General features: G+C 51.5%; 21 protein-coding genes, 3 riboswitches and 1 other annotated feature. All 21 genes read right to left on the bottom strand.

All coding sequences use genetic code 11. From position 1 onward, the window contains the following. Positions 1-4 precede the first annotated feature (4 nt). The gene (locus tag OIM03_03695; GenBank protein ID HJI73381.1) at positions 5-853 is read right to left on the bottom strand and encodes a DivIVA domain-containing protein; all 849 of its coding nucleotides are present in this window, start codon (positions 851-853) and stop codon (positions 5-7) included. A 109-nt stretch (positions 854-962) separates the two neighbouring features. Beyond that, a complete protein-coding gene (locus OIM03_03690; protein ID HJI73380.1) occupies positions 963-1754 on the bottom strand; it encodes a YlmH/Sll1252 family protein in 792 nt (263 codons plus the stop codon). A 56-nt stretch (positions 1755-1810) separates the two neighbouring features. Further along, positions 1811-2605: a pyrroline-5-carboxylate reductase gene (gene proC, locus OIM03_03685; protein HJI73379.1), complete on the bottom strand. Its 795-nt coding sequence runs from the start codon at positions 2603-2605 to the stop codon at positions 1811-1813. Beyond that, entirely contained in the window at positions 2602-3024 is a 423-nt protein-coding gene (locus tag OIM03_03680) for a cell division protein SepF (GenBank protein HJI73378.1), read from the bottom strand. Before OIM03_03680 ends, proC begins: the two co-directional genes overlap by 4 nt. Continuing rightward, complete coding sequence (locus tag OIM03_03675; GenBank protein HJI73377.1) at positions 3024-3533, bottom strand: cell division protein SepF; 510 nt, start codon at positions 3531-3533, stop codon at positions 3024-3026. The genes OIM03_03680 and OIM03_03675 overlap by 1 nt, the downstream gene beginning before the upstream one ends. A 14-nt stretch (positions 3534-3547) precedes the next feature. Further along, positions 3548-4234: a YggS family pyridoxal phosphate-dependent enzyme gene (locus OIM03_03670; GenBank protein HJI73376.1), complete on the bottom strand. Its 687-nt coding sequence runs from the start codon at positions 4232-4234 to the stop codon at positions 3548-3550. Between the two features lie 382 nt (positions 4235-4616). Beyond that, complete coding sequence (locus tag OIM03_03665) at positions 4617-5609, bottom strand: ABC transporter substrate-binding protein (GenBank protein HJI73375.1); 993 nt, start codon at positions 5607-5609, stop codon at positions 4617-4619. 29 nt (positions 5610-5638) lie between these two features. Continuing rightward, a complete protein-coding gene (locus OIM03_03660) occupies positions 5639-6424 on the bottom strand; it encodes a transporter substrate-binding domain-containing protein (GenBank protein HJI73374.1) in 786 nt (261 codons plus the stop codon). Between the two features lie 78 nt (positions 6425-6502). After that, positions 6503-6773, bottom strand: a binding site (T-box leader). Between the two features lie 98 nt (positions 6774-6871). Continuing rightward, positions 6872-9952 carry an efflux RND transporter permease subunit gene (locus OIM03_03655; GenBank protein HJI73373.1) on the bottom strand — a complete coding sequence of 1027 codons (3081 nt, stop codon included), beginning with the start codon at positions 9950-9952 and terminating at the stop codon, positions 6872-6874. After that, positions 9949-11013, bottom strand: a complete 1065-nt coding sequence (locus tag OIM03_03650; GenBank protein ID HJI73372.1) for an efflux RND transporter periplasmic adaptor subunit — start codon at positions 11011-11013, stop codon at positions 9949-9951. Before OIM03_03650 ends, OIM03_03655 begins: the two co-directional genes overlap by 4 nt. A gap of 32 nt (positions 11014-11045) precedes the next feature. After that, entirely contained in the window at positions 11046-11828 is a 783-nt protein-coding gene (locus OIM03_03645; protein HJI73371.1) for a TetR/AcrR family transcriptional regulator, read from the bottom strand. Between the two features lie 201 nt (positions 11829-12029). Continuing rightward, positions 12030-12827, bottom strand: a complete 798-nt coding sequence (gene truA / locus OIM03_03640) for a tRNA pseudouridine(38-40) synthase TruA (GenBank protein HJI73370.1) — start codon at positions 12825-12827, stop codon at positions 12030-12032. Positions 12828-12875: 48 nt separating this feature from the next. Then, the gene (locus OIM03_03635) at positions 12876-13679 is read right to left on the bottom strand and encodes an energy-coupling factor transporter transmembrane protein EcfT (GenBank protein HJI73369.1); all 804 of its coding nucleotides are present in this window, start codon (positions 13677-13679) and stop codon (positions 12876-12878) included. Next, on the bottom strand, positions 13673-14539 hold the full coding sequence (locus OIM03_03630) for an energy-coupling factor transporter ATPase (protein ID HJI73368.1): 867 nt from the start codon (positions 14537-14539) through the stop codon (positions 13673-13675). Before OIM03_03630 ends, OIM03_03635 begins: the two co-directional genes overlap by 7 nt. Next, complete coding sequence (locus tag OIM03_03625; GenBank protein HJI73367.1) at positions 14515-15393, bottom strand: energy-coupling factor transporter ATPase; 879 nt, start codon at positions 15391-15393, stop codon at positions 14515-14517. Before OIM03_03625 ends, OIM03_03630 begins: the two co-directional genes overlap by 25 nt. A gap of 133 nt (positions 15394-15526) precedes the next feature. Further along, positions 15527-16294, bottom strand: coding sequence for an HAD-IIB family hydrolase (locus OIM03_03620; GenBank protein ID HJI73366.1), 768 nt, complete (start codon positions 16292-16294; stop codon positions 15527-15529). Between the two features lie 124 nt (positions 16295-16418). Beyond that, a complete protein-coding gene (locus OIM03_03615) occupies positions 16419-16964 on the bottom strand; it encodes a glutathione peroxidase (protein HJI73365.1) in 546 nt (181 codons plus the stop codon). Between the two features lie 665 nt (positions 16965-17629). Beyond that, positions 17630-17806, bottom strand: a riboswitch (cobalamin riboswitch). Positions 17807-17908: 102 nt separating this feature from the next. Then, positions 17909-18083, bottom strand: a riboswitch (cobalamin riboswitch). A 648-nt stretch (positions 18084-18731) separates the two neighbouring features. Continuing rightward, positions 18732-19322 carry a peptide-methionine (S)-S-oxide reductase MsrA gene (gene msrA / locus OIM03_03610; protein HJI73364.1) on the bottom strand — a complete coding sequence of 197 codons (591 nt, stop codon included), beginning with the start codon at positions 19320-19322 and terminating at the stop codon, positions 18732-18734. An 80-nt stretch (positions 19323-19402) separates the two neighbouring features. Further along, positions 19403-20569, bottom strand: coding sequence for a methylmalonyl Co-A mutase-associated GTPase MeaB (meaB, locus tag OIM03_03605; protein ID HJI73363.1), 1167 nt, complete (start codon positions 20567-20569; stop codon positions 19403-19405). A gap of 10 nt (positions 20570-20579) precedes the next feature. Further along, a complete protein-coding gene (gene scpA, locus OIM03_03600) occupies positions 20580-22778 on the bottom strand; it encodes a methylmalonyl-CoA mutase (GenBank protein ID HJI73362.1) in 2199 nt (732 codons plus the stop codon). Between the two features lies 1 nt (position 22779). After that, complete coding sequence (locus tag OIM03_03595) at positions 22780-25059, bottom strand: acyl-CoA mutase large subunit family protein (GenBank protein HJI73361.1); 2280 nt, start codon at positions 25057-25059, stop codon at positions 22780-22782. A 163-nt stretch (positions 25060-25222) separates the two neighbouring features. Continuing rightward, positions 25223-25398, bottom strand: a riboswitch (cobalamin riboswitch). Positions 25399-25442 lie beyond the last annotated feature (44 nt).

Below are 25442 nucleotides of genomic sequence, written 5' to 3'. Positions count from 1 at the left end.
AGGCTTAGTCCTTCTTTTCCTCCTTCTTTACGGTTTCAGCAGCCACGTCGAATACGTTGGCGCCTTTTTCTTCTTCTTTTTCTTCTTCTGTATCAGCAGCCGCTTCTTCTTCCGCTTCTGCGAAAGGTTCAGCTTCTGCTGTTTCAGCGGTTTCTTCCGTTTCTTCAGCGGCTTCATCTGTTTCTACGTCAGCTTTGACTTCGTCAGCAAGAGCAGCTTCTGCAGTATCTTCAGATGGAGCTTCTTCGCTTTCGGAGGCTGCTTCTGCAGCTGGCGCTTCTTCTGCCGGTGCCTCGGCAGTTTCTTCTGTCTGGACCGGAATGTCTTCAGCCGGTGCTTCTTCAGGAGCGGCTGGAGCAGCCGGAGCTTCCTGCGTCTTCGGAGCAGTCTGGATCGGCTGCGGAGCCTGTGCGGCTTTGGCAGATTCAATCAGGGAAAGCGCGGATTTGAAGTTGGACAGGAGCTTTTCGATATAAAGGTTCATGTCTCCTTCTGTTTTCAGAAGGTCTGCATTCATTTTACGGCGTGCTGCTTCAGCGTCGGAAACGATCTTTCTGGCTTCATTCTGTGCCTCGCGGATGGAGAGTTCTGCTTCCTTGTTCGCATTTCTCTTCACGTTTTCAGCGGTCTGCTGAGCCATGACGAGGGTGCTGGACATGGTTTCTTCCATCTTTTCATAGTTGCGGAGCTTTGTCTTGATGGCGTCCATCTCTTCTTCCATTTCACGGTGTTCGCGGTAGATTCTTTCGTAATCGCCTGCGAGTTCTTCGAGGAAGCTGTTGACTTCTTCGGAAGAGTATCCCCTGATCTGTTTGGAGAATGTCTTGTTGTGAATGTCCATCGGTGTGATCATAAAATTTCCTCCTAGTGTACGATGTGTGACGCATGCCTCTATGGCAAAGGAAATGTCGGGTTTCCCCGGCCGGCGTGCAGCAGCTTCCTGCTTCCTCTGCCGCAAAACCTTAGCGGTATCTTTCTATCAAAACCCCGATGCGGCCTTTGCGGCTTTTACCGGTGATTTCCTTGATTTCGATTCTTCCGCGCCCTCTGACGCTGATGACGTCGCCCGGCTTGACTGCCTGGGAGGCGCTTTTTGCGAGCTGCCAGTTGACTTCTGTCCTCTGGTCGTCTACGAGCTGGACCATCTTCGTCCTGGAAAGGCCGAAACCCGCAGCTCCGACGGCATCGAGGCGAAGGGAGGCGACGGTGGCGCGTACTTCCTTGGCTGTCTTTTCCGGCGGATGGAGTTCTTCCATCGGGACTTCTTCGACGGTAACGGTGACCATGGCGACTTTATGGAAGTTGTCGATGATCCACTGTGCCATATCTGCATCGCAGAGGATCTGGCATCCGTTTTCCTGCATGAGGATATCACCCAGGACAGCGCGGTCGATGCCAAGGCCCATGAGGGAGCCCAGGACATCCCTGTGTCCGATGAGGCGGTACCTGCCGTCCCATTTGACGGAGAGGAGTTTGATGCCGAAGTCTACGGGGCCTTCATAGCCGCCATCGACAAAAGCTACTTTTATTCTTTCAGCTTCGTGGTAACCGCCGAAGCTTTTGGCCGTGATGGTTCCCGCATGTGCGGCAATCGTCTGTCCGACCTGTGCGGCAAAGGGACTCATAAAAGGCCCTACAGCAAAAGGACGGCCGCGGTCTACCGCATCGGCGAGATCCAGCAGGCGAATGGCCATGTCCTTTGCTTCTTCGCCTGTTGCCGTAAAGTAGCGAAGAATTTTTTCTCTATCTTTCATGTATTCCTCAATTCCCCCTAAGATACCGGGAGATTCTCCTGTATCCAAGGGTTTCTTTATTTCCCGGACATTTCGTCTGAGCGGTCGAGGCAGGCTTTCACACCGTCGATCAGAGCGGCTCTGATGCCTCTCTTTTCCATGGCATAGATGCCGGCAATCGTCGTTCCGCCCGGGCTTGTGACCTGGTCGCGGAGTTCGGCCGGATGTTTTCCTGTCTCAAGGACCATCTTGGCTGCGCCGTAGAGTGTCTGTGCTGCAGCTTCGATGGCGAGTTTTCTTGGAAGTCCGACGAGGACGCCTGCATCCGCCAGAGCGTCAATGATAACGAATGCATATCCCGGGCCTGCTCCGGAGAGCGCACCCAGTTCGTCGAGCTGTCTTTCGGTGACGACGGCAGCCTTCCCCAGTGCGGTGAAGATTTCTTCTGTCGTCTTTACGAGTTCATCCGATGCCTTTCTCCCGGGCGCTATGGCTGTCATGCCTTCGCCGACGGAAGCCGGTGTATTTGGCATGACGCGGACGATTTCCGCATCCGGAAGTCCTTTTTCAAGGGTTTCCAAAGCAACGGCCGCTGCGATGGAAATGACTTTCTTCGGATGATGCGGACGGAGTTCTTCCAGAACGGAAGGAACGATGTTCGGCTTGACAGCAATGAGGACAAGATCGGCTGTTTCAGCCTCTTTGAGGTCATGGCAGATCCCTGTCCCGTACTGTTTTGCCTTTGCAGCGGAAGCTTCTTCGCTGTGTTCCCTCACGATGACTTCTTCTTTTTTCCATATGTCATGGGCAAGGCAGCCGGAGAGGATCTCTCCTCCCATGGCGCCGCACCCGATAATGATGACTTTCTTCATCCCTGCGGTCCTTTCCACATCGGAATGTCCGATACGGGGATGAACGTGTCTCTTTCGACGCGCACGGTATCGGGCGTGATAATCAAAACGTTGTCGTTCAGGAGTTCGATATCACCGTGCGTCAGGTAGACGGCGCCGGCCAGGAAGTCGACGAACCGTTTGGCTGTGTCGCTGTCCACGTTGTCTCCCAGGAGCACGACGACGACGAGCCCCTTTGCAAGGGCATCAGCGGCGCGTCCGGCGTCCCGGTACTCACCCGGGACCATGGTGACGATTTCCAGAGGGCGGATACTCCTGACTGGCAGCGCGCCTGCCGGTACAGGCTTATCCCTTTCCAGTTCCGGTAAATCGTCTGTATCCTCTTCCTCCATGAAGAACCCGTCTGCCAGATTCTTCAGGCTTGAGAATAATCCTGCCATCAGATATGCGGAGCCTGTGCGCCCTGGTTCCACTGCGGAGCTTCAGGAGCGGCCTGTGGTTCAGGCTGAGGTGTCAGGGAATCCTGGGAAACACTGACATTGCTCGGCGCGCAGAGATAGATTTTGTCGGAAATGCGGTCCAGACGGCCGTCAAGCGCATACATGACGCCCTGTACGAAGTCTACGATTCTTTCTGCTTCGTCGTCATCTGTCTTTTCGATGTTCATGACAACAGGACGCATGGCTTTCAGATGGTCAGCGATTTTTTCAGCATCTGCGTATTCCTTAGGGGAAACGACGACCATGGTATATGGTTTGGATGTCTGGCGGACCGGTACTCCTGCGCGGCCTACACTGCTGCGTACAGCCTGAGATCTCGGCGGTACAGGAGCGGATGGATTGACAGGAGAAGCAGGCATGCCTTCTTCTTCCATGCCCTCTTCTTCATCTAATTCTTCATCATCATCGTTGTCAACAAAATTACCTTTGAACTTGTCCAGTAAACTCATAATCATTTCTCCTCTCAGTGGTATTGCCGGGCTCCGAATATCGCGGTGCCTATGCGCACCATTGTTGCCCCTTCTTCAATGGCTATTTCAAAATCGTTCGTCATGCCCATGGACAGTATTGTGATCTGTCCTTCAGGAAATTCCTTTTTCATTTCAGTCCATAGTCTGCGGCCTTCCCGGAATACGGGGCGCGTCTTTTCAGGTTCTTCATTCGGCGCCATACACATCAGGCCTTTCACGCGCACATGCGTGCACGCTTTGGCCGCCTCCACGGCGTTTTTGAATTCTTCCGGGGAGAACCCATACTTGCTCTCCTCTCCGGAAATATTGAATTCCAGAAGAACGTCCTGCACCTTTCCCGCGCTTTCCGCTTTCTTGTCGATTTCCTTCAAGATCTCTTCCGAATCACAGGACTGGATGAGATCCGCACAGGCTACGGCTTTTTTTACTTTGTTCTTTTGCAAATGTCCCTGTAAATTCCAGACGACAGGAGCCGAGAGAGACCTTCTCTTCTCTTCCATTTCCTGCACTCGGTTCTCGCCCACCTGGGTAACGCCCAGCCGGATGGCTTCTTCCATATCCTCCAGCGGATGGAACTTCGTCACAGCGACAAGCGTGACTTCCTGTCCGTAGGGAGATCTCCTTTCAGCCTCCGCGATGCGGGCTCTTACCTGGGCTAATCTTTCTTCTATTTCTGACATAGCCCCGCCTTCTTTACAGAATTTTTCAGCATATCCGTCCCGTACTTTTGCAGATAGATATACTTGTAAATATTATAACACAGATATTTTTTGAGAAAAATAGTAAAACAACATAAATATCGGCGTTTTCACATGTATTCATAATTAATTTATCTTATGAAAAAGCCCGTTTCCTTCGGTTTTTCCAAAACTATTTTCTTCCGTTCCCCACTTCTTTCTTCCGCATCAGTCAATTTTGGGTCACAGCCTCCCCTAAACTTTGTCTCTGCCCGTTTTTCATGCACGAAAAAGGCCGGCTTTATCGGAGGCGGCCGGCCTTTTCTTTTCGTTTGAATCTGTTTGATTCCTGTATGCCTTTTTATTTCTTTAGGATATCCCTATTTCAGACGAGTTTTGCCTTGGCTTTGAGCGCATCCGGAATCTGGATTCCAAGGGTCTCTGCATCCTTCTTATTGATAACGGTATCATATTCCTTCTGGTGGCGGATCGGCGCATCTGCCGGCTTCACTTTGCCGTCAAGGATGTCGGCAGCCAGCTCGCCTGTCTCAAGGCCGAGCTTGTAGTAATCCACGGAAAGGGCAGCAAGTGCACCGTCTTTGGCCATGATGTCAGCACCGGCAATGACGGGGATCTTGCGGGCATCTGTCACTTTGACGAGGGCGGGAATGGCAGAGGCGATCATGTTGTCAGTCGGTGTGTAAATGAGATCGACCTGGCCGGCAAGGGATTCAGCGGTCTGCTGGATGTCGTTGACGTTATTGACAGTCTTTTCGACGACGTTAAGACCATGCGCTTTGCAGTAGTCCTTCACCATGTTCGCCTGGATTTCACTGTTCACTTCGCTCGAGCAGTAGATGAGCCCGATGTTCTTCGCATTCGGGACGAGCTCTCTGGCAAGGTCCATCTGTGCATCGATCGATGCGAGGTCGCTGACGCCTGTGACGTTTCCGCCAGGCTTTTCATCGCTCTTGACGAGCTTGGCCGAGGTGTAATCGGTAATGGCCGTCCCTACGATCGGGATGTCCTTGATTTCATTGGCAGCCGCCTGGGCAGCCGGGGTCGCAATGGCGCAGATCAGGTTCGGCTTCGTGTCCTTGAAATGGGAGACGATGGTCTTCAGATTGGACTGGTCGCCCTGTGCGTTCTGCTGGTCGACGACGATCTTGTCCGGGCCGTAGCCGCGTTTGGTAAGGCCGTCGATGAAGCCCTTATTGGCCTGATCCAGCGAGCCGTGCTGGACAATCTGGACGACGCCTATCTTGATTTTTCCTGCGTCAGAGCCTGCGCTCTTTGGCGCCTGTCCGCCGCATCCTCCGTATATGAGTGCTGAAGCCGCCAGAACTGCGGCAATGCCTGCTTTCATCCATTTTTTCATGATGCTTCTCCTCTCCTGCTGTCCTTCGATTATCCGATATACTTCTGTTCCATATTCTTCATCGTGCCGTTCGTTTCAAGCTCTGCCAGGAAGAAATTGACGTAGTTCAGGAATTCCTGATCGCCCTTCTGCATGAGAGCGCCGAAACGGTTCTTTGTGAACGGCTGGTTCACGAGCGGGTCGGCCAGGCGGGAATCCATCTTCGCATACTTCTTGGCTTCCATCGTTTCCGTGATCATGATGTCTGCTTTTCCTTCAGCGATGAGGCCGGGGATTTCTGCATTCTGTTCATGAATGATGAGCGTGGCTTTCGGAAGGTATGCCTTGGCGAACTTTTCATTCGTTCCGCCCGGATTGACCATGACCTTCACTTCCGGCCTGTTGATATCGGCAATGGATTTGTACTTCCCTGCATCGCCCTTCCTGCAGAGAATCGTCTTACCGAAGAGGAGGTAGCCGTCCGACATGGACATGACGCGTTCCCTGTCGAAGGTCCTTGTGATGCCGCAGAGGGCCAGGTCGAATTTCCCTGCCTCTGTATCGGCTGTCAGTGTCTTCCAGGTCGTGGGGACGTATTCGACCTTCACGTGGAGGGAATCGGCAAGCCTTTGGGCAAGCTCAGCATCAAAGCCCTCGTATTTTCCTGTTTCCTTATCCTTGTAGGACATCGGGCGGTAATCCCCGGTCGTCCCTATGCGGATCGTCCCTCTTGCCGTACTGTCTTCCAGATGCGCTGCGAGCGCTTCCATGCTTCCTCCCAATACCATGCCTGCTGCCATGACAGCTGCTGCTCCGTATTTCATCCATTTCTTCATGATGTTTCCTCCTGCTCTTCCTCTCCGGCCATCCGGAACTCCATGCGGTCCAATAAAAAATCCCCTGCTTTAAAACAAGCAGGGGACGACGGAATCCGCCGCGGTACCACCCAAGTTATCTGATAAACACAAAAGGGTGGTACCCAAGGGACGGAAGTTCCGTGGTACCACCCTACTCGATCAGATCGACTCTCGATCCTGTAACGCGGATCACTCCGGCCGCTCCTACTCGACTTTCAGCGCGGCAGTTCGGGAAAGAACTTCCTTATTTTCTGCTTTCCGGCTCGCACCATCCGCCGGATCTCTGAGAAGCACTCCAATAAGTACTTTTTTCCGTCAATACTATTCCTGTATTGTGTACATTTTAGCCATTTCAGAAAAACTTGTCAAGAAAAATTTCAATATAAAAAGAGCCATGAAAACACAGGGTCTTCACAGCTCTTTTAATTATCTTTCCCCTTTCGGTATTTTCACTCCGTAAATCTGGCTGTAGAGCGCAGGCACGAAGAGAAGACCGATGGCGGTGGCAAGAAGAAGCCCGCCGACAAAGGATACGGCAAGCGGCCGCCAGAACGGGTTGGTAATGAGCGGCACGAAGCCAAGGACGTCGGTGACCGAGGAAAGCATGATCGGACGGAAACGGAGCACGGCCGATTTCACGACGGCATCATACGGCGTGAGCCCCGCTTCGAGGTGCTGCCGGATCTGGTCCAGAAGGATGATACTGTTCCGGATGACCATGCCCGAAAGGGCAATCATGCCGATGATAGCGACGAATCCTATCGGCTGCCTTGTGATAAGGAGTGTCAGGATGGCACCGATGAGACCGAACGGCCCGGTCACGATGGCGATGAGGAGCTTCGGTATCGTCCCCAGCTCGAAGATGAGGACCATGAGGACGAAGAAAATCATGATCGGCACGGCCTGGAAGATGTACTTCATCGACTTGTCGCTCCATTCGGCAGATCCGTCTTTTTCAAGCGTGTATCCGTCGGGAAGGCTTGCCTTGAAGGAAGCGAAGTCGTCATTGTAGAGTTCCTGCATGAGGGAGTCTGCCATGACGCCGTCCTTGCAGTCAGCGCGGAGCGTGATCGTAGGCTTCAGGTCTCTTCTCCAGATGGTGCTGATCTCATTCTCATAGGAAATATCGGCAAACTGTCCAAGAGGCACGTAGCGTCCGTTTCCTACATGAACCGGCATGGAGGAAAGGTCGGGCAGCTGGGCTGCATTCTTTCCTTCGAGCTTGAAGGAAATCGGGACGAGCTGGTCTCCCTGGTACGATTCAGCGACCTTGTAGCCGGAGAGCTTCGAGTACAGGTCGAGCGATACGGCATAGTTGTCGATGCCGAGCTCGCGGACGCGGTCCTGATTGATTTTCAGCTTAATGGAAGGCATTTCTTCCGGCCAGTCAAGGCTGGCATTCACGATGTCCGGATTCTTCCTCATGATGTCGAGCGCTTTGACAGCAAGCTCGGCTGTCTTCTTATTGTCCTCGCCGATCAGGCGGAACATGACGGGGTAATCGGAAGGCGGACCGGTCGTGATGAGCCTTGTATGCGCGCGGGCATCCGGATACTTGTCAGCGATGAACTGGTCGAGCTCGCTTCTGACATCGTCCCTGACGTCGTTTCCTGTCGTGACGATGATCATCTGCCCGTGGCCGTCTTCCGGCGCGGACGGATCGAAGAGAAGGATGAAACGGGGTGCGGAGTCTCCGACATAGGTCGAGAAGGATTCGATGCGCTTGTCCCCGTACAGGTTGTCTGCAATGCCTGCCATGACGCGCTTCGTCTCCTCAATGGAGGCGCCGGAGGGCAGGTTCACGTCCAGGATGATTTCCGGACGCTTGGAGTTCGGGAAGAATTCCTGATTGACGAAGGGAAGGCACATCATGGTGGCTATAAAGAGAGCAAATGTGCCGGCGATGACAGATTTCCTGTACCTGATGCTTCCTTTGATAAGTCTGTCAAAGATCTGGTACGACTTCTCGCCGATTTTTTCCTTGATGCCCTTCTTCTTTCCCTTGGCGCGTTCTTCCTTCGATTTCACGCGGATGAATTTATAGCCGAGAACCGGTGAAACGAAGATGGAGGCCAGCCAGGAAATCAGGAGTGTCGAGCCGATGACCCAGAAGAAGGAGGATGTATATTCGGCAGTCTGTCCCTGGGCAAGGCCGACAGGGATGAAGCCTGCAGCAGTGATGAGCGTGCCGGCCAGCATAGGTTTCGCGCAGCCTTTGTAGGCCGCTTCTGCCGCTGCTATGCGGTCCATGCCTGCTTCAAGCTTGACCTGCATCATTTCAATGACGATGATCGCATCATCGACAAGAAGGCCCAGCGACACGATGAGGGAGCCCAGAGATACGAGGTGGAGGTCGATTCCCTGCCATTTCATGAAAATGAAAGAGCCGCAGACGACGACCGGGATGCAGAGGGCAAGAACGATGCCGCTCCAGAACCCGAGAGAAAGGAAGGAAGCTGCCATGACGATGATGATGGCTTCCAGCAAAGATTCCGTGAAATCGTGGATGGAGTTATTGACGACCTTCGGCTGATCGGCGACGAGGCTGATCGTCATGCCGGCCGGAACTTCCTTCTGCGCTTTTTCGATTTCCGCATTCAGATGCTCGCCAAGCGTGAGGTTGTTTCCCCCGTCCCTCATGGAAACGGCAATGCCGATCGCCGGTTTCCCGTCAAAGTAGAAGAGGGACGTTTCCGGCGTCGTGTAGCTCTGCGTGATCTTGGCAATGTCGCCTAAGTGGAACGATCTCTCGCCCACATGGATCGGCAGGTTTTCGAGCGATTCGACGCTTCCAAGGAGCCCGTCGACGCGGATAGCCACATTTCTGGTGGACGTGTGGATCATGCCCGAGGGCATCATGGCCGACTGCTGGGAAATCATCGTGAATACATCCGATGGGCTCAAGCCGAACGTAGCGAGCTTGTTCTGGTCCATCTCGATGTAGATATTCTGTTCCTGCACGCCAAGAAGCTCGACCTTCTGCACGTCTTCCACGGACGTCAGACGGCGGCGGATCTTTTCAGCGTACTTTCTTTTTTCTTCATAGGAGAAATCATCCCCTGTGACAGCGTAAATCGAGCCGTACACATCATCGAAGCGGTCATCGATGAAAGGCCCTACAACGCCGGCCGGAAGGTTTCCCCATTCATCTTCGACGAGGTTCCTCATCTCGTGCCAGCGTGTCTGTATTTCATCCTTGGGCACATCGTCCTTGAGGTCGACATAGATGACTGTCTTGCCGTCATGCGTGAAGGACCTCAGGTAATCGAGCCCTTTCACGTCCTGCAGCGTCTTTTCAAGGGGATCGGTCACCTGCTCGGTGATCTGTTCTGCCGATGCGCCAGGCCAGGCCGCCGTTACGACGGCTTCGCGGATGGTGAAGGCAGGGTCCTCGCTTCTCCCCAGAGAGAAGTAGGACATGATCCCTCCCAAGAGGATGAAAAAGATGAAGAAATAGACAATCTGCTTGTGCTTGATCGCCCATTCCGCCAGATTGATCTGCTTCATACGCGTACCTCTTCATCCTCACTCAGGCGGGCGACGCCGGCTGTCACGACGCGGTCTCCTTTCTTGAGACCTGAGGTGATTTCGACGGCATCCTTGCCGTAGCGTCCCGTTTCTACCTTCTGGAGATGCGCCTTGCCGTCACGGATGACCCAGACGGAAGGAGAGGCCTGCTGGGAAGCCATGGCCGAAAGCGGCACCATGAATCCCCTTGCACTGTCAGGGTCGGTGAATTTCACCTGCGCTGTCATGCCGACAGCGACATCCTGAGGCGGGTTTTCAAGCGTGACTTTGGCATCATAAGTGCCTGTCGCCGTATTCGGCGCTGCCGCCACTTCCCTGACCTTGCCTGCCACTTTGACGCCTGGAAGCGCCCAGAAGGTCACTTCGCAGGGCATGCCGACCGAGTAGAGCCCGTACTGTTTTTCTGTAAGAGAAATATACACGTCCAGCTTGGAGTCGTCGATGATCGTTACGACCGGCGTACCGGCAGCAACGACCTGTCCGACTTCATACATTGTCGTGCCCACGATGCCGTCACGATCGGCGACAAGCGTCGTGAAGCCCAGATTGTTTTCCGCGCGCGAAAGAGCCGCCTCAGCTGACCGGTACTGCGTCAGCGCAAGGTCGTAGCTGTTCCTTGTCTGATCCATGGCCAGATCGGAAATCGCATTGGCCGCATGGAGCTTTTCATATCTTGCCAGTGTCGACTGCGCAAGCTTCAGGGAAGCCCCTGCCGCATCAAGTGACGATCTGGCTGCTGCTGCCTGCTCTTCTGCATCCTTCGAATCGACACGGAAGAGTTCCTGTCCTGCCGTCACGCGCTCCCCGCTTGTGACATAGCGCTGCATGATGCGCCCGCCTGTCTGGAAAGCAAGCGGAGACTCGAAGAATCCGTGCACGGTGCCGGAGAATGTATCCTTCGCATCCTTTGCGTCTTCTCCGATGACGATCGTCTTCACGAGCGGCGCAGACGGTCCTTTATTGACGGACTTTCCACATCCCGTCAGTGAAAGCGACATGCCAAGCATCACGGCTGCCGCTATTCCTGCCCATCGTTTCATACCCTTTTCCCCTTTTCAAATGCGGCCTTCCCTCAGCCGATTTCCTTATTCTTGATCCCGTTCATCAATACATCGAATGCCTGATGCATGTAAGAGTCTTCCGTGATTCCTTCCTTCACGGAGAAACGCTTTTTGATTTCATTCATGAGGTAGTAGTAAGCGACCATACCGGCCCAGGAAATGCAGACTTCCGTGGGCTTCAAGTCCTTTCTGAAGCATCCTTCCTCAATGCCCTCGGTCAGGGCGCCCCTGAGGACGACGAGAACCATGGCAAAGCGTTCCTTCCCGATCGATGCGAAAACGTCGGTCGGGTGAATCATTTCCCAGGAAAAGATGCGGAGAATGTAAGGATGCTCCTTCATCAGACGGTAGAAGAAGCGGGAGTACATTTCCATGATTTCCATCGGCGTATGGTTGCCATGGGCTGCCTGCTCCACGAAGTCGACAAGAAGAGCGCTCCCCTTCTGAAGAATCGCGGAATAGAGCTCTCTCTTGCCGCCGAAGTAGTAGGAAATCGCCGCACTGTTCACGCCGGCTTCCTTGCCTATGTCGCGGATGGAAACGTCCGAATATCCCTTCAGCGCAAAGAGGCGGATCGCTGCGTTCTCGATCTGCTCGCGGCGCTTCGGCTCCTGCTGTGCCATTTCTTCAGGGAAAAGTGTCTTGTACATGTTTTCCTTCGAGCCATAGTAGTAGGATACGGTAGAAACGCTGACGCCCGCTTCCCGGCTGATATCCCGAAGCGATGTGCCGCTGTATCCCTTCTCGCGGAAAATCTGTATGGCAGCTTTTCTGATCAGTTCTTTCTTTGTCATGCCATGTCCCCCTGTTATTTGTAGATTCTAAGATGATTTACTCTTATTATAATACGTTAGAATGGTAAATTAAAGCTAAACGATTAAACTGTTCGAATCCGCAACGTTCGGATAGTTTGCATGATATATATGCATATGAAAAAAGGAGCTGTAGAAATGATTTCACATTTCTACAGCTCCTTTTGTGCGGACATTATTTCTTTATCTACACCATGGGAAAAGGGGCATGGCGAGTGTTTCTTCGATGCTCTCTTTTGTAATCGGCGAGAAGTAGACGCGCAGGAGGCAGAGGCCTTCTGCCGGCGCTGTCATTCCCAGTTTCCTTCTGTCCTTTGCTGCAAGGATTTCTTCTATGTCCCTGACAGAAAGGATCCCCATCCCTGCATCGACAAGGCAGCCCGCGATGTTTCTTACCATGTGGTAGAGGAAGCCTTCGCCTGTCACATAGATGCGGACGAGATCTTCGTCTTTTTCGACGCGGATTTCATGGATGTTCCTGACCGGATCGGACGGCACGGAATTATTCCCGCGGAAGGATGTGAAGTCATGGCGGCCTTCGAGCACTCTGGCCGCCTTCCTCATTTTCTCAAGGTCGAGCTTTTTCCCTGTCCGCCAGATATAGCGTTTCAAAAACGGCGAGGCCTCTCTGCTTTCTGTCAGGAGGTAGCCGTACGTTTTCCCGTAATTTCTTCGTCTGACAGAAAAGTCTTCGTCCATCTCGCAGCTCTTCGTCACACGGATATCGCCGGGGAGACGTGCATTCATCGCATAAATGAGACGGTCACCCGGGATTGTCGAATCCGTATAGAAGGTGCATTCCTGCCCGTAGGCATGGACACCCGCATCCGTCCTTGCAACGAAGTAGAGTGTCGTCTTCTCCCCTGTCAGTTCCAGAAGGCAGTTCTCCAGCATTTCCTGCACCGTCATGCGGTTTTCCTGCCGCTGGAAGCCTGCGTATCCGCTTCCTTCATAGGAAACGGTGATCCAAATGTTTCTCATGATTCTCCCTGCCAAAAAGGACCGAAGCATCGCCCCGGCCCTTCTTATTTATCTGAAATATACGTAAAGCCCGATGAGCGCTGCAGTCACAAGTACGACAGAAATCATGGCATTTCTGTCTCTCCATGTATAGGCGAGCTGGTGCATCTTCGTGCGTCCTTCGCCGCCCCTGTAGCAGCGCGCTTCCATGGCGGTCGCCAGGTCGTCGGCCCTTCTGAAAGCGGAAATGAAGAGCGGCACGAGGAGCGGAACCATGTTCTTCGCCCTCTGCCAGAGATTGCCGTTCACGAAGTCCGCGCCTCTGGAGGACTGCGCCTTCATGATGCGGTCTGTTTCTTCCAGAAGTGTCGGGATGAAGCGGAGCGCAATCGTCATCATCATAGCCAGTTCATGCGCCGGTACGCCGATGCGTTTGAATGGCATGAGGAGCGCTTCGATACCGTCCGTCAGGACGATCGGGCTCGTCGTGTAAGTCAAGAGCGATGTGAAAGCGATCAGGAATACGAGACGGAGCGTCATTTCCACGCCGTTCCTGATACCTTCTTCGCTGATATGGATGAATTTCCAGGAAAAGAGCTCGGTTCCCGGTGTCGTGAATACGTGGATGGCCAGCGTGAAGAGAAGGATGAACCATAAAGGCTTCACAGCTCTCCATACAAGCTTGTAAGGCACGCCGGATACGGAAATCGCACCGAGCGTGAAAGCGGCCACGAGAAGGTAGGAAAACGGGTTATTGGCCAGGAATATCGCAATGATGAAAATCATCGTGCAGAGGATCTTCGCGCGGGGGTCCATCCTGTGCAGGAAAGAGTCGCCCGGGTAGTACTGTCCAAGCGTCATATCTGTCAGCATGATTTATTCCCTCCCAGCATTTTCGCCATGCGGTCGATGGCTTCCTTCGTCGTCTTTGCGTCTTCCGGAACGGGGATGCCGCGGGCTTTGAGCGCCTGCAGTGTCTGCGTCAGGGGCGGTGCGTCGACGCCGCATTCCTTCAGCTCTTCCCTGTGGTTCAGGAATATATCCATCGGATCGCCGTCAAGGACGAGCTTTCCCTTGTGCATGACAAGAAGCCTTGTTGCAAGGCGGGCGATGTCGTCCATGTTATGGGAAACGAGGATGACGGAGAATACGCCCTTATTGTACCAGTCCCAGATGCGACTGAAGATTTCTCTTCTTCCGATCGGATCAAGGCCGGCGGATGGTTCGTCAAGGATCAGGAAATCCGGGTGCATGGCAATGACGCCTGCAATGGCAACACGGCGCTGCTGTCCGCCGGAAAGACGAAACGGCGAGCGGCCTGCGAATTTCTCATAATCAATGCCGGCAAAGCGCATGGCGCTTTTGACACGCTTGTCCACTTCTTCCTCGTCGCATCCAAGGTTCTTCGGGCCGAAGGCGATATCCTGCGCTACGGTTTCCTCGAAGAGCTGATGCTCCGGGTACTGGAATACCATCCCGACGGAATGGCGCTTGGCCACGGCATCCTTCGTCTTTGCCGCAAGATCGATGCCGTCGATGGTGACTTTGCCGCTCGTCGGATGGATGAGCCCGTTCAAATGCTGGATGAGCGTGGACTTGCCGCTTCCCGTGTGTCCGATGACGCCGATGAATTCACCCTTATTGATCGTGAGATTGATATGCGAAAGCGCCGTCTTTTCAAACGGGGATCCTTTGCCGTATATGTAGCTTATATCTTCGACACGTATGGACATAACGCTTCTCCCAGCTCCTCATCGGTCAGGCAGTCTTCCGGAATCTTGAATCCCTTCTCGCGAAGGCCGTGCGCCAGGTCGGCCGCGACCGGCACATCAAGACCCATCTTTGTCAGCTTTTCCGCCTGAGAAAATACTTCTCTTGCCGTTCCCTGCATTTTGAGCTCGCTCTGGTCGACAACCAGGACGTGATCGGCAGTCACGGCTTCTTCCATGAAATGCGTAATGAGGACGATCGTGATGCCCTCTTTTTCATTCAGTTCATGAATCGTCTTCATGACCTCGGCTCTTCCCGAAGGATCGAGCATAGCCGTCGGTTCATCAAGGACGATGCAGTCCGGATGCATGGCAAGAATGCCTGCAATGGCGATTCTCTGCTTCTGCCCGCCGGAAAGCATGGCAGGTGCATGCGTGCGGAACTCGGTCATGCCTACTTTTTCAAGAGCGGCATCGACACGGCGGCGGATTTCATCCGGTGGCACGCCCAGGTTTTCCGGGCCGAAAGCGACATCTTCCTCTACGATCGCAGCAACCAGCTGATTGTCCGGATTCTGGAATACCATGCCGACCTTCTGCCTTATATCCCAGATGTGGGAATAATCCGATGTGGACATTCCCTCGACGATCACTTCACCGGATGTAGGCATCATGAGCGCATTCAAATGACGGGCCAGCGTAGATTTGCCGCTCCCGTTCGTTCCGATGATCGCCGTGAAGGATCCCTTCATGATCTGGGCCGTCACGTCCTTAAGGGCATCGAACGTCCTGCCGTCCTCTGTCTCGAACGTGTGGGTCAAGTGACGGATATCGAAGAGAACTTCCCCTTCTCCATCTTTCCTGATTTCTTTATCCATCTTTCCTCTTTCTCTTACTCAACAGGAAAACATTACAATTTAACAATCTATAATATAACAGAAGCGCGGCATTACAGTCAACCCGCAGCGCCGCGCTTAATTAACAAATATTTTGCTTGTTTCATATTGACAATCAAATCCAGCCAAACTTCTTGCAGGCGTAATAAATCCCGTCATCATCGGCTCTTTTCGTGATGTACTTCGCTTTTTCTTTCAGCTGCGGCTTCGCATTGCCCATAGCTATGCTGAACCATTCATCCCTGAACATGGAGCGGTCATTCATGCCATCTCCGAATACGACGACATCCTCATCCGTAAGGTGGTAGCGCTTCATGACTTCGAAGATGCCTCTTTCCTTATGGACAGGCTCGATCAGCATATTATCCTTCCTGAACCAGACATGCGGAAGCATATGAAGCGGAATCTCAGGAAGATCATCCTTCGTGCAGGCAACGAAAATCTTGTGGATCGTATCCACCTTCCTGAAATCAAAGGATGGATCGACGACCGTTTCATAGTACCTGTCCTTCACGCGGGATAAGTACAAGTCCGAAGTCGCCACACGCATTTTCTTGTTTTCCGGGCAGACGGCAAAAGGAAATCTCTCGCTGTCGATTTCCGAAAGCGTCCTGATGCAGTCCTCAAGAGGAAGACCCTCATCATAAATCAGCTCCCCATGAATGGTCAGAGCATTTCCCCCGTCTGAAACAGCGGCGCAGATGCCAAGGGCTTTCGCCACTTCCCAGGCGTCCGCCTGCATGCGTCCCGTCGCAATCGCTACAAAATGACCGTTATCCTGCAGCTCCTTGATGGCCTCTCTCGTGCTGTCCGGGTAATCGTTCGTCAGCGGTGTCGTCAATGTGCCGTCGATATCAAAGAAAAAGAATTTTCTTCCGTTCATCCTTACTCCTCCTGCCGTATAATCACTTTCATTATACTACATTCCGGAGGCTTTACCGAATAATTCCTGCAAATCGGACAATAAAAAAGAGCTGCCTCAGCAGCAGCTCTCTTTCACTCGTGTATTACAGAAGTTTTTCGATAGCCGGAGCGATTTCTTCCGGTGTGGTGGTCGGTTCGAAACGTTCTACGACATTGCCTTCGCGGTCGATCAGGAATTTGGTGAAGTTCCATTTGATTCCGTCGCCTTCAAGGATTTCCGGATGTTTTTCCTTCAGCATCGGAACGAGCTTCGGTGCAACCGGATGATCCATGTTGAATCCTTTGAATCCTTTTTGCTTGGTCAGGTAAGCGAAGAGAGGCTGCGGGTTGTCACCGCGTACATCGCCCTTCTTGAACATCTGGAATGTGACGCCATAGTTGACCTTGCAGAATTCCTGGATTTCTTCATTGGTTCCAGGATCCTGTTCATTGAACTGGTTGCTCGGGAAGCCGAGGATTTCCAGACCCTTGTCCTTGTATTCCTTGTACAGTTTCTCAAGTCCGGCAAACTGCGGTGTGAATCCGCATTTGCTTGCGGTATTGACGATCAGAAGAACCTTGCCTTTATACTGAGAGAGAGAAACTTCCTTACCCTGCATGGTGGTGCATGTAAAATCATAAACGCTCATTGTGTTTCCTCCTTATATATTAATACATTGAAATGCCTTTATCTTTATTATATTGATTGATTTCGAAATAGTCAATGTAAAAATTTTAATTTTTACATGAATTTCAGAGGAAAAAGCTATCCTGGAGGGGCAGCATCTTTTGGAATTCTGGCAGAAAAAAAGAAGCGGTAGAGCCGCTTCAAAAGGGGATGGGCACCAGCCCAAAATAATGAGAAACCTGTATAATAACACCTTGCGGAGTTATTACCAATGAGGAATTAGGATGCAGCTCTTTTCTCAAGCTGCAAAAGCCGTATGGCTTTTAAGATGAACTCCGATATATAAGAACTTCCATGCGGAAGGATCTGTAAAAAGTGTGGGTGATGATCGTATTTCCCTATTACTCCATCACCCGGAAGAAGAACCATGTCGGTAACCCGTGAAGGCAACCTATCTATGTAAAGGTGCGATAGCGCCGTTTACAACTATTAAAACCTGTCTTTACTGCTGAAGCGCCTTTCCCTTAGCGCTTCAGCGGCAGGCAGAGAAGACGTTCCCTGACGTCATCCTCCAGTCTTGCATGAATGACCCTGAATCCTCCTCATTCACCAAAAAATCCACTCTACCGACACGGATAGAGTGGACGCCAAAAAGACATTCTCACACCATCCCATCGCTCGTAGGTCTTGCGGTGATTAGAAATAGGCAGTTCTCCTGACTCTGCTTCCTCGCTTCTCCTGTCTTCCCAATCTCCTCAGTGACATTTACTGGAGTCGCTCTGCATTACAGTGGCGGGACCGTGCCGGCATTTCACCGGTCTTCCCTATTAAGCCCTGACGGGCACCCATTTCCTTGATTCAGTTTATTCTCCTCAGTTAGTCAAACCGGAAATCCCCAATAAAAAACCTCTTTGCACGAACGCAAAGAGACATCATAGACATCCCCTTCCCATCGCTCGTGGGTTCAATCGGTGACAAAAAACAGGCAGTTCTCCTGACTTTGCTTCAACGCTTCTCCTGCCTTCCCGGTTTCCCAGTGACATATTTGGAGTCGCTCCGCATTACAGTGGCGGGACCGTGCCGGCATTTCACCGGTCTTCCCTATTAAGCCCTGACGGGCACCTGTCTTATCCGTATTTAACTGTAGATATCATATCACTATATATTGTAGGTGTCAATGTGACAGATTCTCAAAACGGCCTGAAAGTACCATATATGCCTATTCTATATATACTGCGCGATTCTTATCTATATGAGATTCCCGATATCTCGGTATTTCTCCAATTCTATCAAACAATCTGTTTCGCACCAGATGCATATATTTGTGTGTACCATATTACCCGCTGCTGAAGTGAAGATCCCGGGAAATGGACTTGGGGAGGCTTCCTATAAGCCGGATCCATCCATTTCTCCACTGTCATTTCCGCATATAAAAACAGGCCCGGTCTAAATCCGCAATGAATTGACCGAGCCTGGGGAAAACGATTCTGCATTTTTCATGCAGCTGACTTCAATGTAAAGGGAAAGAAAAAGGGAGAATGATGACGGCATTTCCCTGTTGCCGTCATCACTCCAAAGGAAGATGAACAGGGATGGATCCCCTGATTTATGTAAAACCCTTGCGGGTATTTACACCGAATCGATCAGAAAGTTTCTGTCAATCGCAAGACCGGGTATTTCAAGGCATGGTCTTTGGCCTTCCTTCGCCTGGCTTTGTTTTCATCTGATCTTCTCAGCGAAAAATCCTAAGGTTACAAGGGATGACTGCTATAGTATGCAAAGGGAATTCTTATTCAGATTCTAATTCCTCTTGTATTTTTTCAATGGCTCCTACTTGTTCCAGAAGCTGTATGTTGATTGGCGTATACGCTGTCGGATTCCTGCGAAGGTAGTGCTGTTCTTCAGCAGGTGCCTCGAAGAAATTAATGAGTTCTTTTGCCTCTGTACGGATGGGCGGACGCCTTCCGCCTTCCCCTTCATACTGGTTAATGACAAAGGAGTTGTCTGTCATCTGGTGCCGTACTCCTTTATTTGCCATAAAGGCCATGTAGTAGCTGATCTGGATGGTATCTTCCTGAGACGTATAGTAGATGCCGCTCCTGTACTGCGGACCCTTGTATTTTCCCTGAATCCCGTCTGTATAAGGATTTATAATGGTGAAAAACAGGGCGAGCAGGGATGCAATATCTATCTTCTTGGGATCATACGTCACTTTTACGCATTCTACTGCGCCGGCAAGACCCTTATCCACGTCATCTTTTGTCGGGTTTTCCATGCTGCTGTTGGCATATCCGGCTTTTGTATCTACTACGCCTTTCACGCGGGAGAATACTTCCTGGATTCCGTAGAAGGAGCCTCCTGAGAGATACAGGTCTTTCATTTTATCCCCCCTTTTATTGCGGAATATGCGTAAGAAGGAGGACCGGGAGCATGGACGCTCCCGTTTCCTTCATACCAGAATTACAGCGGGTGCCTGCTTTCCATCGAATGATCTTCTTCAAAAAGCTTGATCAGTTCCGATACTGCCTGGCTTGGAGAGATGACTCCGGCCAGTACGGCTGCCCTTACATCGGGCATACGGCTCTTGATCAGCGGATCTTCGAAGAAAAGGTTATGCAGGTGTTCATTGATCATGCTGTGCACCCAGGACAGAACCTGGCGCTGTCTTCTGTTCTGGAAGGCTCCGGACTTCTTCGTCACTTTTTCAAACTTTCTCATGACGGCCCAGAGTTCCAGAAGGCCTGTCTTTTTCAGTGCCGAGCAGCAGTAGGCATGTGTTTTCCATCCCTCTGTCGCCGGTCTGACAAATTCAACCATTCTTTCATATTCGCCGCAGGTGACCTGCGCTTTCGTCAGGTTATCGCCGTCTGCTTTATTGACGACAATAGCATCCGCAAGTTCCATGATGCCCTTCTTGATGCCCTGAAGTTCATCACCGGCACCGGTGAGAACGACGAGCATGAAGAAGTCTACCATATCACGGACTGTCGTTTCAGACTGGCCTACGCCAACGGTTTCGACCAGGATTACATCGCAGCCTGCCGCTTCGCAGAGAAGCATGGTTTCACGGCTCTTTCTGGCTACGCCGCCCAAGGTTCCGCCAGAAGGTGACGGGCGGATGAAGCAGTTCGGTTCCCTGGAGAGTGTCTGCATTCTGGTCTTGTCGCCGAGAATGGAGCCGCCTGTAATGGAACTTGTAGGATCGACTGCCAGAACGGCTACTTTGAAGCCCTGCTGGCACAAAATCGTGCCGAAAGCTTCGATAAATGTACTTTTGCCTGCCCCTGGAACACCGGTGATGCCGATGCGAAGCGCTTTCCCGGTCCTGGGCAGCAATGCCTGGAGTACCCGCTGGGCCTTGTCGAAATCACGGGGCGCATTGCTTTCTATCAAAGTAATTGCTTTGGCAAGAATCATGCGGTCCCCTGATTCGACACCTTTGACATATTCGTCAACGGTGAGTTTTTTCCTGAGAGGTACCTTGCGGAGTGCCTCCTTAGGATAATACTTGTTTTCTGTTACGGAGTTCACGGTGCTGTCGATCCCTCTCATAACGGAGCATGCAAATTCCGGGTTATCTTCTTTCGGTACCCAGCTGGGTCTTAAATCATCATCATTTTCAGGCATACGGTCTACCTTAACCTTCCCTGACTTGTTCTTCCTTAGCGCGGTCTACAAGCATCTGCAGCAACTTAATGCAGCATTCCGGGATGTTGGTGCCTGGTCCGAAGATAGCCTGTGCACCATGGTCGTAGAGGAACTGGTAATCCTGTGGAGGAATAACCCCGCCAATGCAGACGAGAATATCATCGCGGCCCAGTTTCTTCAGCTCTTCCACGATACTCGGGAGCAGTGTCTTATGTCCTGCCGCCAGGGAGGAGAAGCCAACAATATGAACATCGTTATCCACTGCATCCTGTGCAGCTTCTTCCGGTGTCTGGAATAAAGGTCCTACGTCGACGTCCCAGCCCATATCTGCGAAGGATGTCGCCAGAACTTTCTGTCCTCTGTCGTGACCATCCTGACCCATCTTTGCGAAGAAAATACGGGGACGGCGGCCTTCGAGTTTTTCAAATGTTTCTACCAGGGATTTGGCTTCGTTCAGTTTTGAAGAATCTTCAAATTCACTGGAGTAAACGCCGGATACTGTATGAATGACAGCATTGTATCTTCCGGATACTTTTTCAACGGCATCGGAAATTTCTCCCAGGGATGCGCGGTCATGTGCTGCCTGTACGGCTGCTTCAAGGAGGTTGCCGTTGTCACGGGATTCAGCGCACTTGGTGATGGCTTCCAGATCGCGGCGGACAGCTTCCGGATCACGAATGCTTCTCAATTTTTCAAGGCGTTTGATCTGTGCTTCACGTACAGCCGTGTTATCAATGGACAGTACGTTCAATGGATCTTCTTTTGCCAGTCTGTATTTATTAAGGCCGACAATGGTTTCCTTACCGGAATCGATGTCTGCCTGACGGCGTGCGGCGCATTCTTCGATACGCATCTTCGGAAGGCCGGTTGCAATTGCCTTGGACATGCCGCCCAGTGCTTCTACTTCCTGAATATGAGCCCAGGCGCGTTTGATAACTTCGTTGGTCAGATATTCGACGTAGTAGGAACCGCCCCACGGATCGATGATCTTACAGGATTTGGTTTCATCCTGGATGTAAAGCTGTGTATTACGAGCCAGACGGGCGGAGAAGTCAGTCGGAAGAGCGATGGCTTCATCCAGTGCGTTGGTATGCAGTGACTGTGTGTGACCCAATGCGGCAGACATAGCTTCCATACATGTACGGGCAATGTTGTTGAATGGATCCTGTTCGGTCAGGGACCAGCCGGAGGTTTGGGAATGGGTACGCAGAGCCATGGATTTCGGGTTTTCTGCGCCGAAGGATTTCAGGATCTTTGCCCAGAGGACACGTGCTGCACGCATCTTGGCAATTTCCATGAAGTAGTTCTTGCCCTGATCCCAGAAGAAGGAAAGTCTCTTTGCGAAGGCATCGACCGGAAGTCCTGCTTTTTCGCCGCAGCGGATGTATTCCATACCATCGGCCAGTGTATAACCAAGTTCAAGGTCGCAGGTAGCGCCGCATTCCTGAATGTGGTAACCGGAAATGGAGATGGAGTTGAATTTCGGCATGTACTTCGTGGTGTATTCGAAGATATCGCCGATGATTCGCATGGACATATCCGGCGGGTAGATGTAAGTATTACGTACCATGAATTCCTTCAGGATATCGTTCTGAATGGTGCCCTGGAGAATTTTCTTGTCTACGCCCTGTTCAATGCCGGCTGTAATGAAGAATGCCAGGATCGGCAGTACTGCGCCGTTCATTGTCATGGATACGGACATCTGATCCAGCGGAATGCCGTCGAAGAGGATGTTCATATCGAGCATGGAGCAGACGGATACGCCTGCCTTGCCAACGTCGCCGACAACGCGGGGGTTATCTGCATCGTAGCCTCTGTGTGTCGGGAGGTCGAATGCAATGGAGAGGCCTTTCTGCCCTGCAGCAAGGTTTCTCTTGTAGAATGCATTGGATTCTTCTGCAGTGGAGAAGCCTGCATACTGGCGGACTGTCCACGGACGGAATACGTACATCGTCGAATACGGTCCGCGCAGGAACGGAGGAATCCCGGACATGAAGTCCAGATGATTGCATTCGTTATAAATGTCTTTCGTATAAAGAGGTCCTACCGGGATACGTTCCATCGTATTTTCGTAAAGATCCTCATACTTTGCTCCTGTGATTCCTTCCAGATCACCTTTCCAGGTATCGTAATCACAATGAGGATGACCGCTAAGCCCTAACTTCGTAAAATCGGGATTCATCGCCATATTAGTTTACCTCCTTTTCCGTGATCTTCATTCCTTTGGCTTTCTGCAGATTACGGAGGATTTCATAACAATTTGCTTTTACGCTGATGAAGTCGTCAACTCCGGCTTCACGATATACCTTTTCCAGATCTTTTGGAGCTGCACCTGCCAGGAACAAGGTTCCGTTTCCGAGGATTTCCTTCATCTTAGGAGCCAGGGCCGGAACGTCTTCCGGATAGGTATCATCCTTGGAACAAATGACAGCACAGTCATATGGTGTCCCCTGATCATCACAGCCGGCTTTGAGTGCTTCGATGCACTTTTCCCAGCGGGATCCCGGCTTGCCTTCATCATCCTGGAAACCATCATTCAGGTGTACATTGAATTCACCGACCTGCAGGAAGGAGGTGGAGAAATCGGCTCTGGCTTTATGCTGCGGAATCTTGCCCATGTTAGCCAGGAATACTTCAACATTCTTGCCGGTTTCTTTCTTGTATGCTTCTGTATCAAAGCGGAGCTGTTCAAAACGTTCGGTCCAGCGGTGTTCAGTGATCGGCTTGATACCTTCGACGCCGCTTTCTTCTCCCTTCAGCGCTTCTCTGACTTCTCCGACTGTTGCGCCTGCCATGAACGCTTCAATGGCCTTGTCCAGTCTGCCCTCTTCAGTGCCTTCCAGCTCTTCAAGCTTCTTGCCCATGAATTCTTTATCAATGGTCTTCCTGTAAGCTGCTGCTGCTTCAGACAGTTCTTTCTTCAGTGCCGGTGTATCTTCCGGTCTTGGTTCGAGAAGAACTTCTGTCATATTCGGATACATATTGGTTCCGACAGCGCGGTCTTTTCTAAGATCCAGTGCTTTGAAACGCTTCTTGACGACTTCAAGAATCTGTTCCTGCGGATATCCGGCTTCGAAAGCTTTCTTCATGCCGCCCAGATCTTCGATCTTCTGGAATTCAGCCCAGACTTTTTCAGCCATTTCCTTGGTAAGTGCTTCAATAGCCCAGGAACCGCCAGCCGGATCGATAGGACGGAGCATTCCGAATTCTTCCTGCAGGAGGATCTGCACGTTGCGTGCGATACGGCGGGAGAATTCATCGCCCTTTCTTACTGTTTCATCGTATGGCTCATTTTCATAAGTATCGACTCCGCCGACAACTGCCGAGAAGATTTCTGTTGTGTTGCGCAGCATGTTTACGCCGATATCGAAAATTGTTTTTGTTAAATAAGCAGGACGCGCATGAATGACTGCGCCGCGGTCAGCTTCATCTGCACCGAATGCTTCCAGGATGTTGGCCCAGACCTGACGGGCAGCACGGAGTTTTGCAATTTCAATGTAGAAGGTAGCTCCCGTATTGAAACCGAACTGGATGCTTCTTGCAATATCATGAATGGACAGTCCGCGTTTCAGCATGGCTCTGATATACTCAACTGCCATACCGAAGGTATATGCAGTTTCCTGAACCGCATTAGCGCCGCCTCGGGAGAATATATCAGAACGAACGAAAATAGTACGCAGATTCGGCGCATTCTTTGTTGTCCATCTGATGGCTTCAGCCATGTCGTCATAGTGGGATTCCAGCGACTGTCTGAGTCTGCCTGCTTTTGCCATCTGCGCCAGCGGGTTGGCCCCGATAACGCCATGCAGATTTTCAACAGGTTCGCCTTTTGCTTTCAATGCTGCTGCAGCCAGTGCAATCATCCTCATGGAATCAGCACCGCAGTAGATCATGATCGGATATTTTTTCAGATCCAGACCATCAAGCAGCGTGCTCATATCTTCCAGGGTTGTGATGCTTACACCGATATTGCCTACATGCTTGGCATTCTGAGCATCCACGCCATGCATAGTCGGTGTATCAAGGCGGATATTATATACAGTTGAACCTTTATCAATTTCATGTTTCAGAAGTTCATTGTTTTCCTTCGGGAGTGTTTCATCGCAAGCCTGAGCGATGCCCCAAGGTGCACATTTGTAACCATTAACCTTAGCGCCTCTTACGAAATCACCCATTCCCGGATAGTCATCAACGGGAAGAATGTCGTCAACCGCAGAGGGGCCGGTCCGCCATGTGTAGATCGGATCGAATGTAATACCCTCGTATGTCGGGGTATACATTGTCTTCTCGAAAGGTTTCCCCTTGAGAAGAGCGTTGCACGCATCGACCCATTCCTCGTAGGTCGGCGGCGTGAATTCATCGAAACTGACGGCCGGGAACTCAGTCTTACGTTCGGACTGGCGCAGGATGGCTTCCAGTTCCTTATCGGTAAGCTGTTTTACTGGTTCCTGGGGTTTTTGTTCATCCATGAATATATCCTCCTTTAAAAAATTAGACAATTTCCTTATGGATACCTCCGGACGATTCACAAGATGCCGGAAACCAATAAAAAATCCGGCACCTGCCAATGGTACCGGAAATAAAAGGCGCATAAAAAAGCTCCTAATCCCCTACCCATCTCTCGCAGGCTTAGCGGTGGATCCACAGACAGATAGTTCTCCTGGCTTAGCGTCATCATCCCCATCCGCCTTCCCAGGTTACCCCAGTGACATCTTGGACAGGGACTCGTCATTACAGTGGCGGGACCGCTCCGGATTTTAACCGGATTCTCTTTTATGCTTAAAAGCATCTGTCAGTCAATATGGAATTGTCTAAAAGATTATGACTAAAGTATAATTCATGATTATTTAAT

The organism is Veillonellaceae bacterium (genome assembly GCA_025992895.1).
GTDB lineage: Bacteria > Bacillota > Negativicutes > Veillonellales > Dialisteraceae > Dialister.
Note: the sequence above shows the minus strand (reverse complement) of the source record. Positions and strands in the feature narration are given on the sequence as shown.

Coding starts and splice junctions, on each gene's coding strand:
- OIM03_03695 (HJI73381.1), bottom strand. CDS start 853: ATGATCACACCGATGGACATTCACAACAAGACATTCTCCAAACAGATC.
- OIM03_03690 (HJI73380.1), bottom strand. CDS start 1,754: ATGAAAGATAGAGAAAAAATTCTTCGCTACTTTACGGCAACAGGCGAA.
- proC (HJI73379.1), bottom strand. CDS start 2,605: ATGAAGAAAGTCATCATTATCGGGTGCGGCGCCATGGGAGGAGAGATC.
- OIM03_03680 (HJI73378.1), bottom strand. CDS start 3,024: ATGGCAGGATTATTCTCAAGCCTGAAGAATCTGGCAGACGGGTTCTTC.
- OIM03_03675 (HJI73377.1), bottom strand. CDS start 3,533: ATGAGTTTACTGGACAAGTTCAAAGGTAATTTTGTTGACAACGATGAT.
- OIM03_03670 (HJI73376.1), bottom strand. CDS start 4,234: ATGTCAGAAATAGAAGAAAGATTAGCCCAGGTAAGAGCCCGCATCGCG.
- OIM03_03665 (HJI73375.1), bottom strand. CDS start 5,609: ATGAAAAAATGGATGAAAGCAGGCATTGCCGCAGTTCTGGCGGCTTCA.
- OIM03_03660 (HJI73374.1), bottom strand. CDS start 6,424: ATGAAGAAATGGATGAAATACGGAGCAGCAGCTGTCATGGCAGCAGGC.
- OIM03_03655 (HJI73373.1), bottom strand. CDS start 9,952: ATGAAGCAGATCAATCTGGCGGAATGGGCGATCAAGCACAAGCAGATT.
- OIM03_03650 (HJI73372.1), bottom strand. CDS start 11,013: ATGAAACGATGGGCAGGAATAGCGGCAGCCGTGATGCTTGGCATGTCG.
- OIM03_03645 (HJI73371.1), bottom strand. CDS start 11,828: ATGACAAAGAAAGAACTGATCAGAAAAGCTGCCATACAGATTTTCCGC.
- truA (HJI73370.1), bottom strand. CDS start 12,827: ATGAGAAACATTTGGATCACCGTTTCCTATGAAGGAAGCGGATACGCA.
- OIM03_03635 (HJI73369.1), bottom strand. CDS start 13,679: ATGCTGACAGATATGACGCTTGGACAGTACTACCCGGGCGACTCTTTC.
- OIM03_03630 (HJI73368.1), bottom strand. CDS start 14,539: ATGTCCATACGTGTCGAAGATATAAGCTACATATACGGCAAAGGATCC.
- OIM03_03625 (HJI73367.1), bottom strand. CDS start 15,393: ATGGATAAAGAAATCAGGAAAGATGGAGAAGGGGAAGTTCTCTTCGAT.
- OIM03_03620 (HJI73366.1), bottom strand. CDS start 16,294: ATGAACGGAAGAAAATTCTTTTTCTTTGATATCGACGGCACATTGACG.
- OIM03_03615 (HJI73365.1), bottom strand. CDS start 16,964: ATGAGCGTTTATGATTTTACATGCACCACCATGCAGGGTAAGGAAGTT.
- msrA (HJI73364.1), bottom strand. CDS start 19,322: ATGAAAGACCTGTATCTCTCAGGAGGCTCCTTCTACGGAATCCAGGAA.
- meaB (HJI73363.1), bottom strand. CDS start 20,569: ATGCCTGAAAATGATGATGATTTAAGACCCAGCTGGGTACCGAAAGAA.
- scpA (HJI73362.1), bottom strand. CDS start 22,778: ATGGCGATGAATCCCGATTTTACGAAGTTAGGGCTTAGCGGTCATCCT.
- OIM03_03595 (HJI73361.1), bottom strand. CDS start 25,059: ATGGATGAACAAAAACCCCAGGAACCAGTAAAACAGCTTACCGATAAG.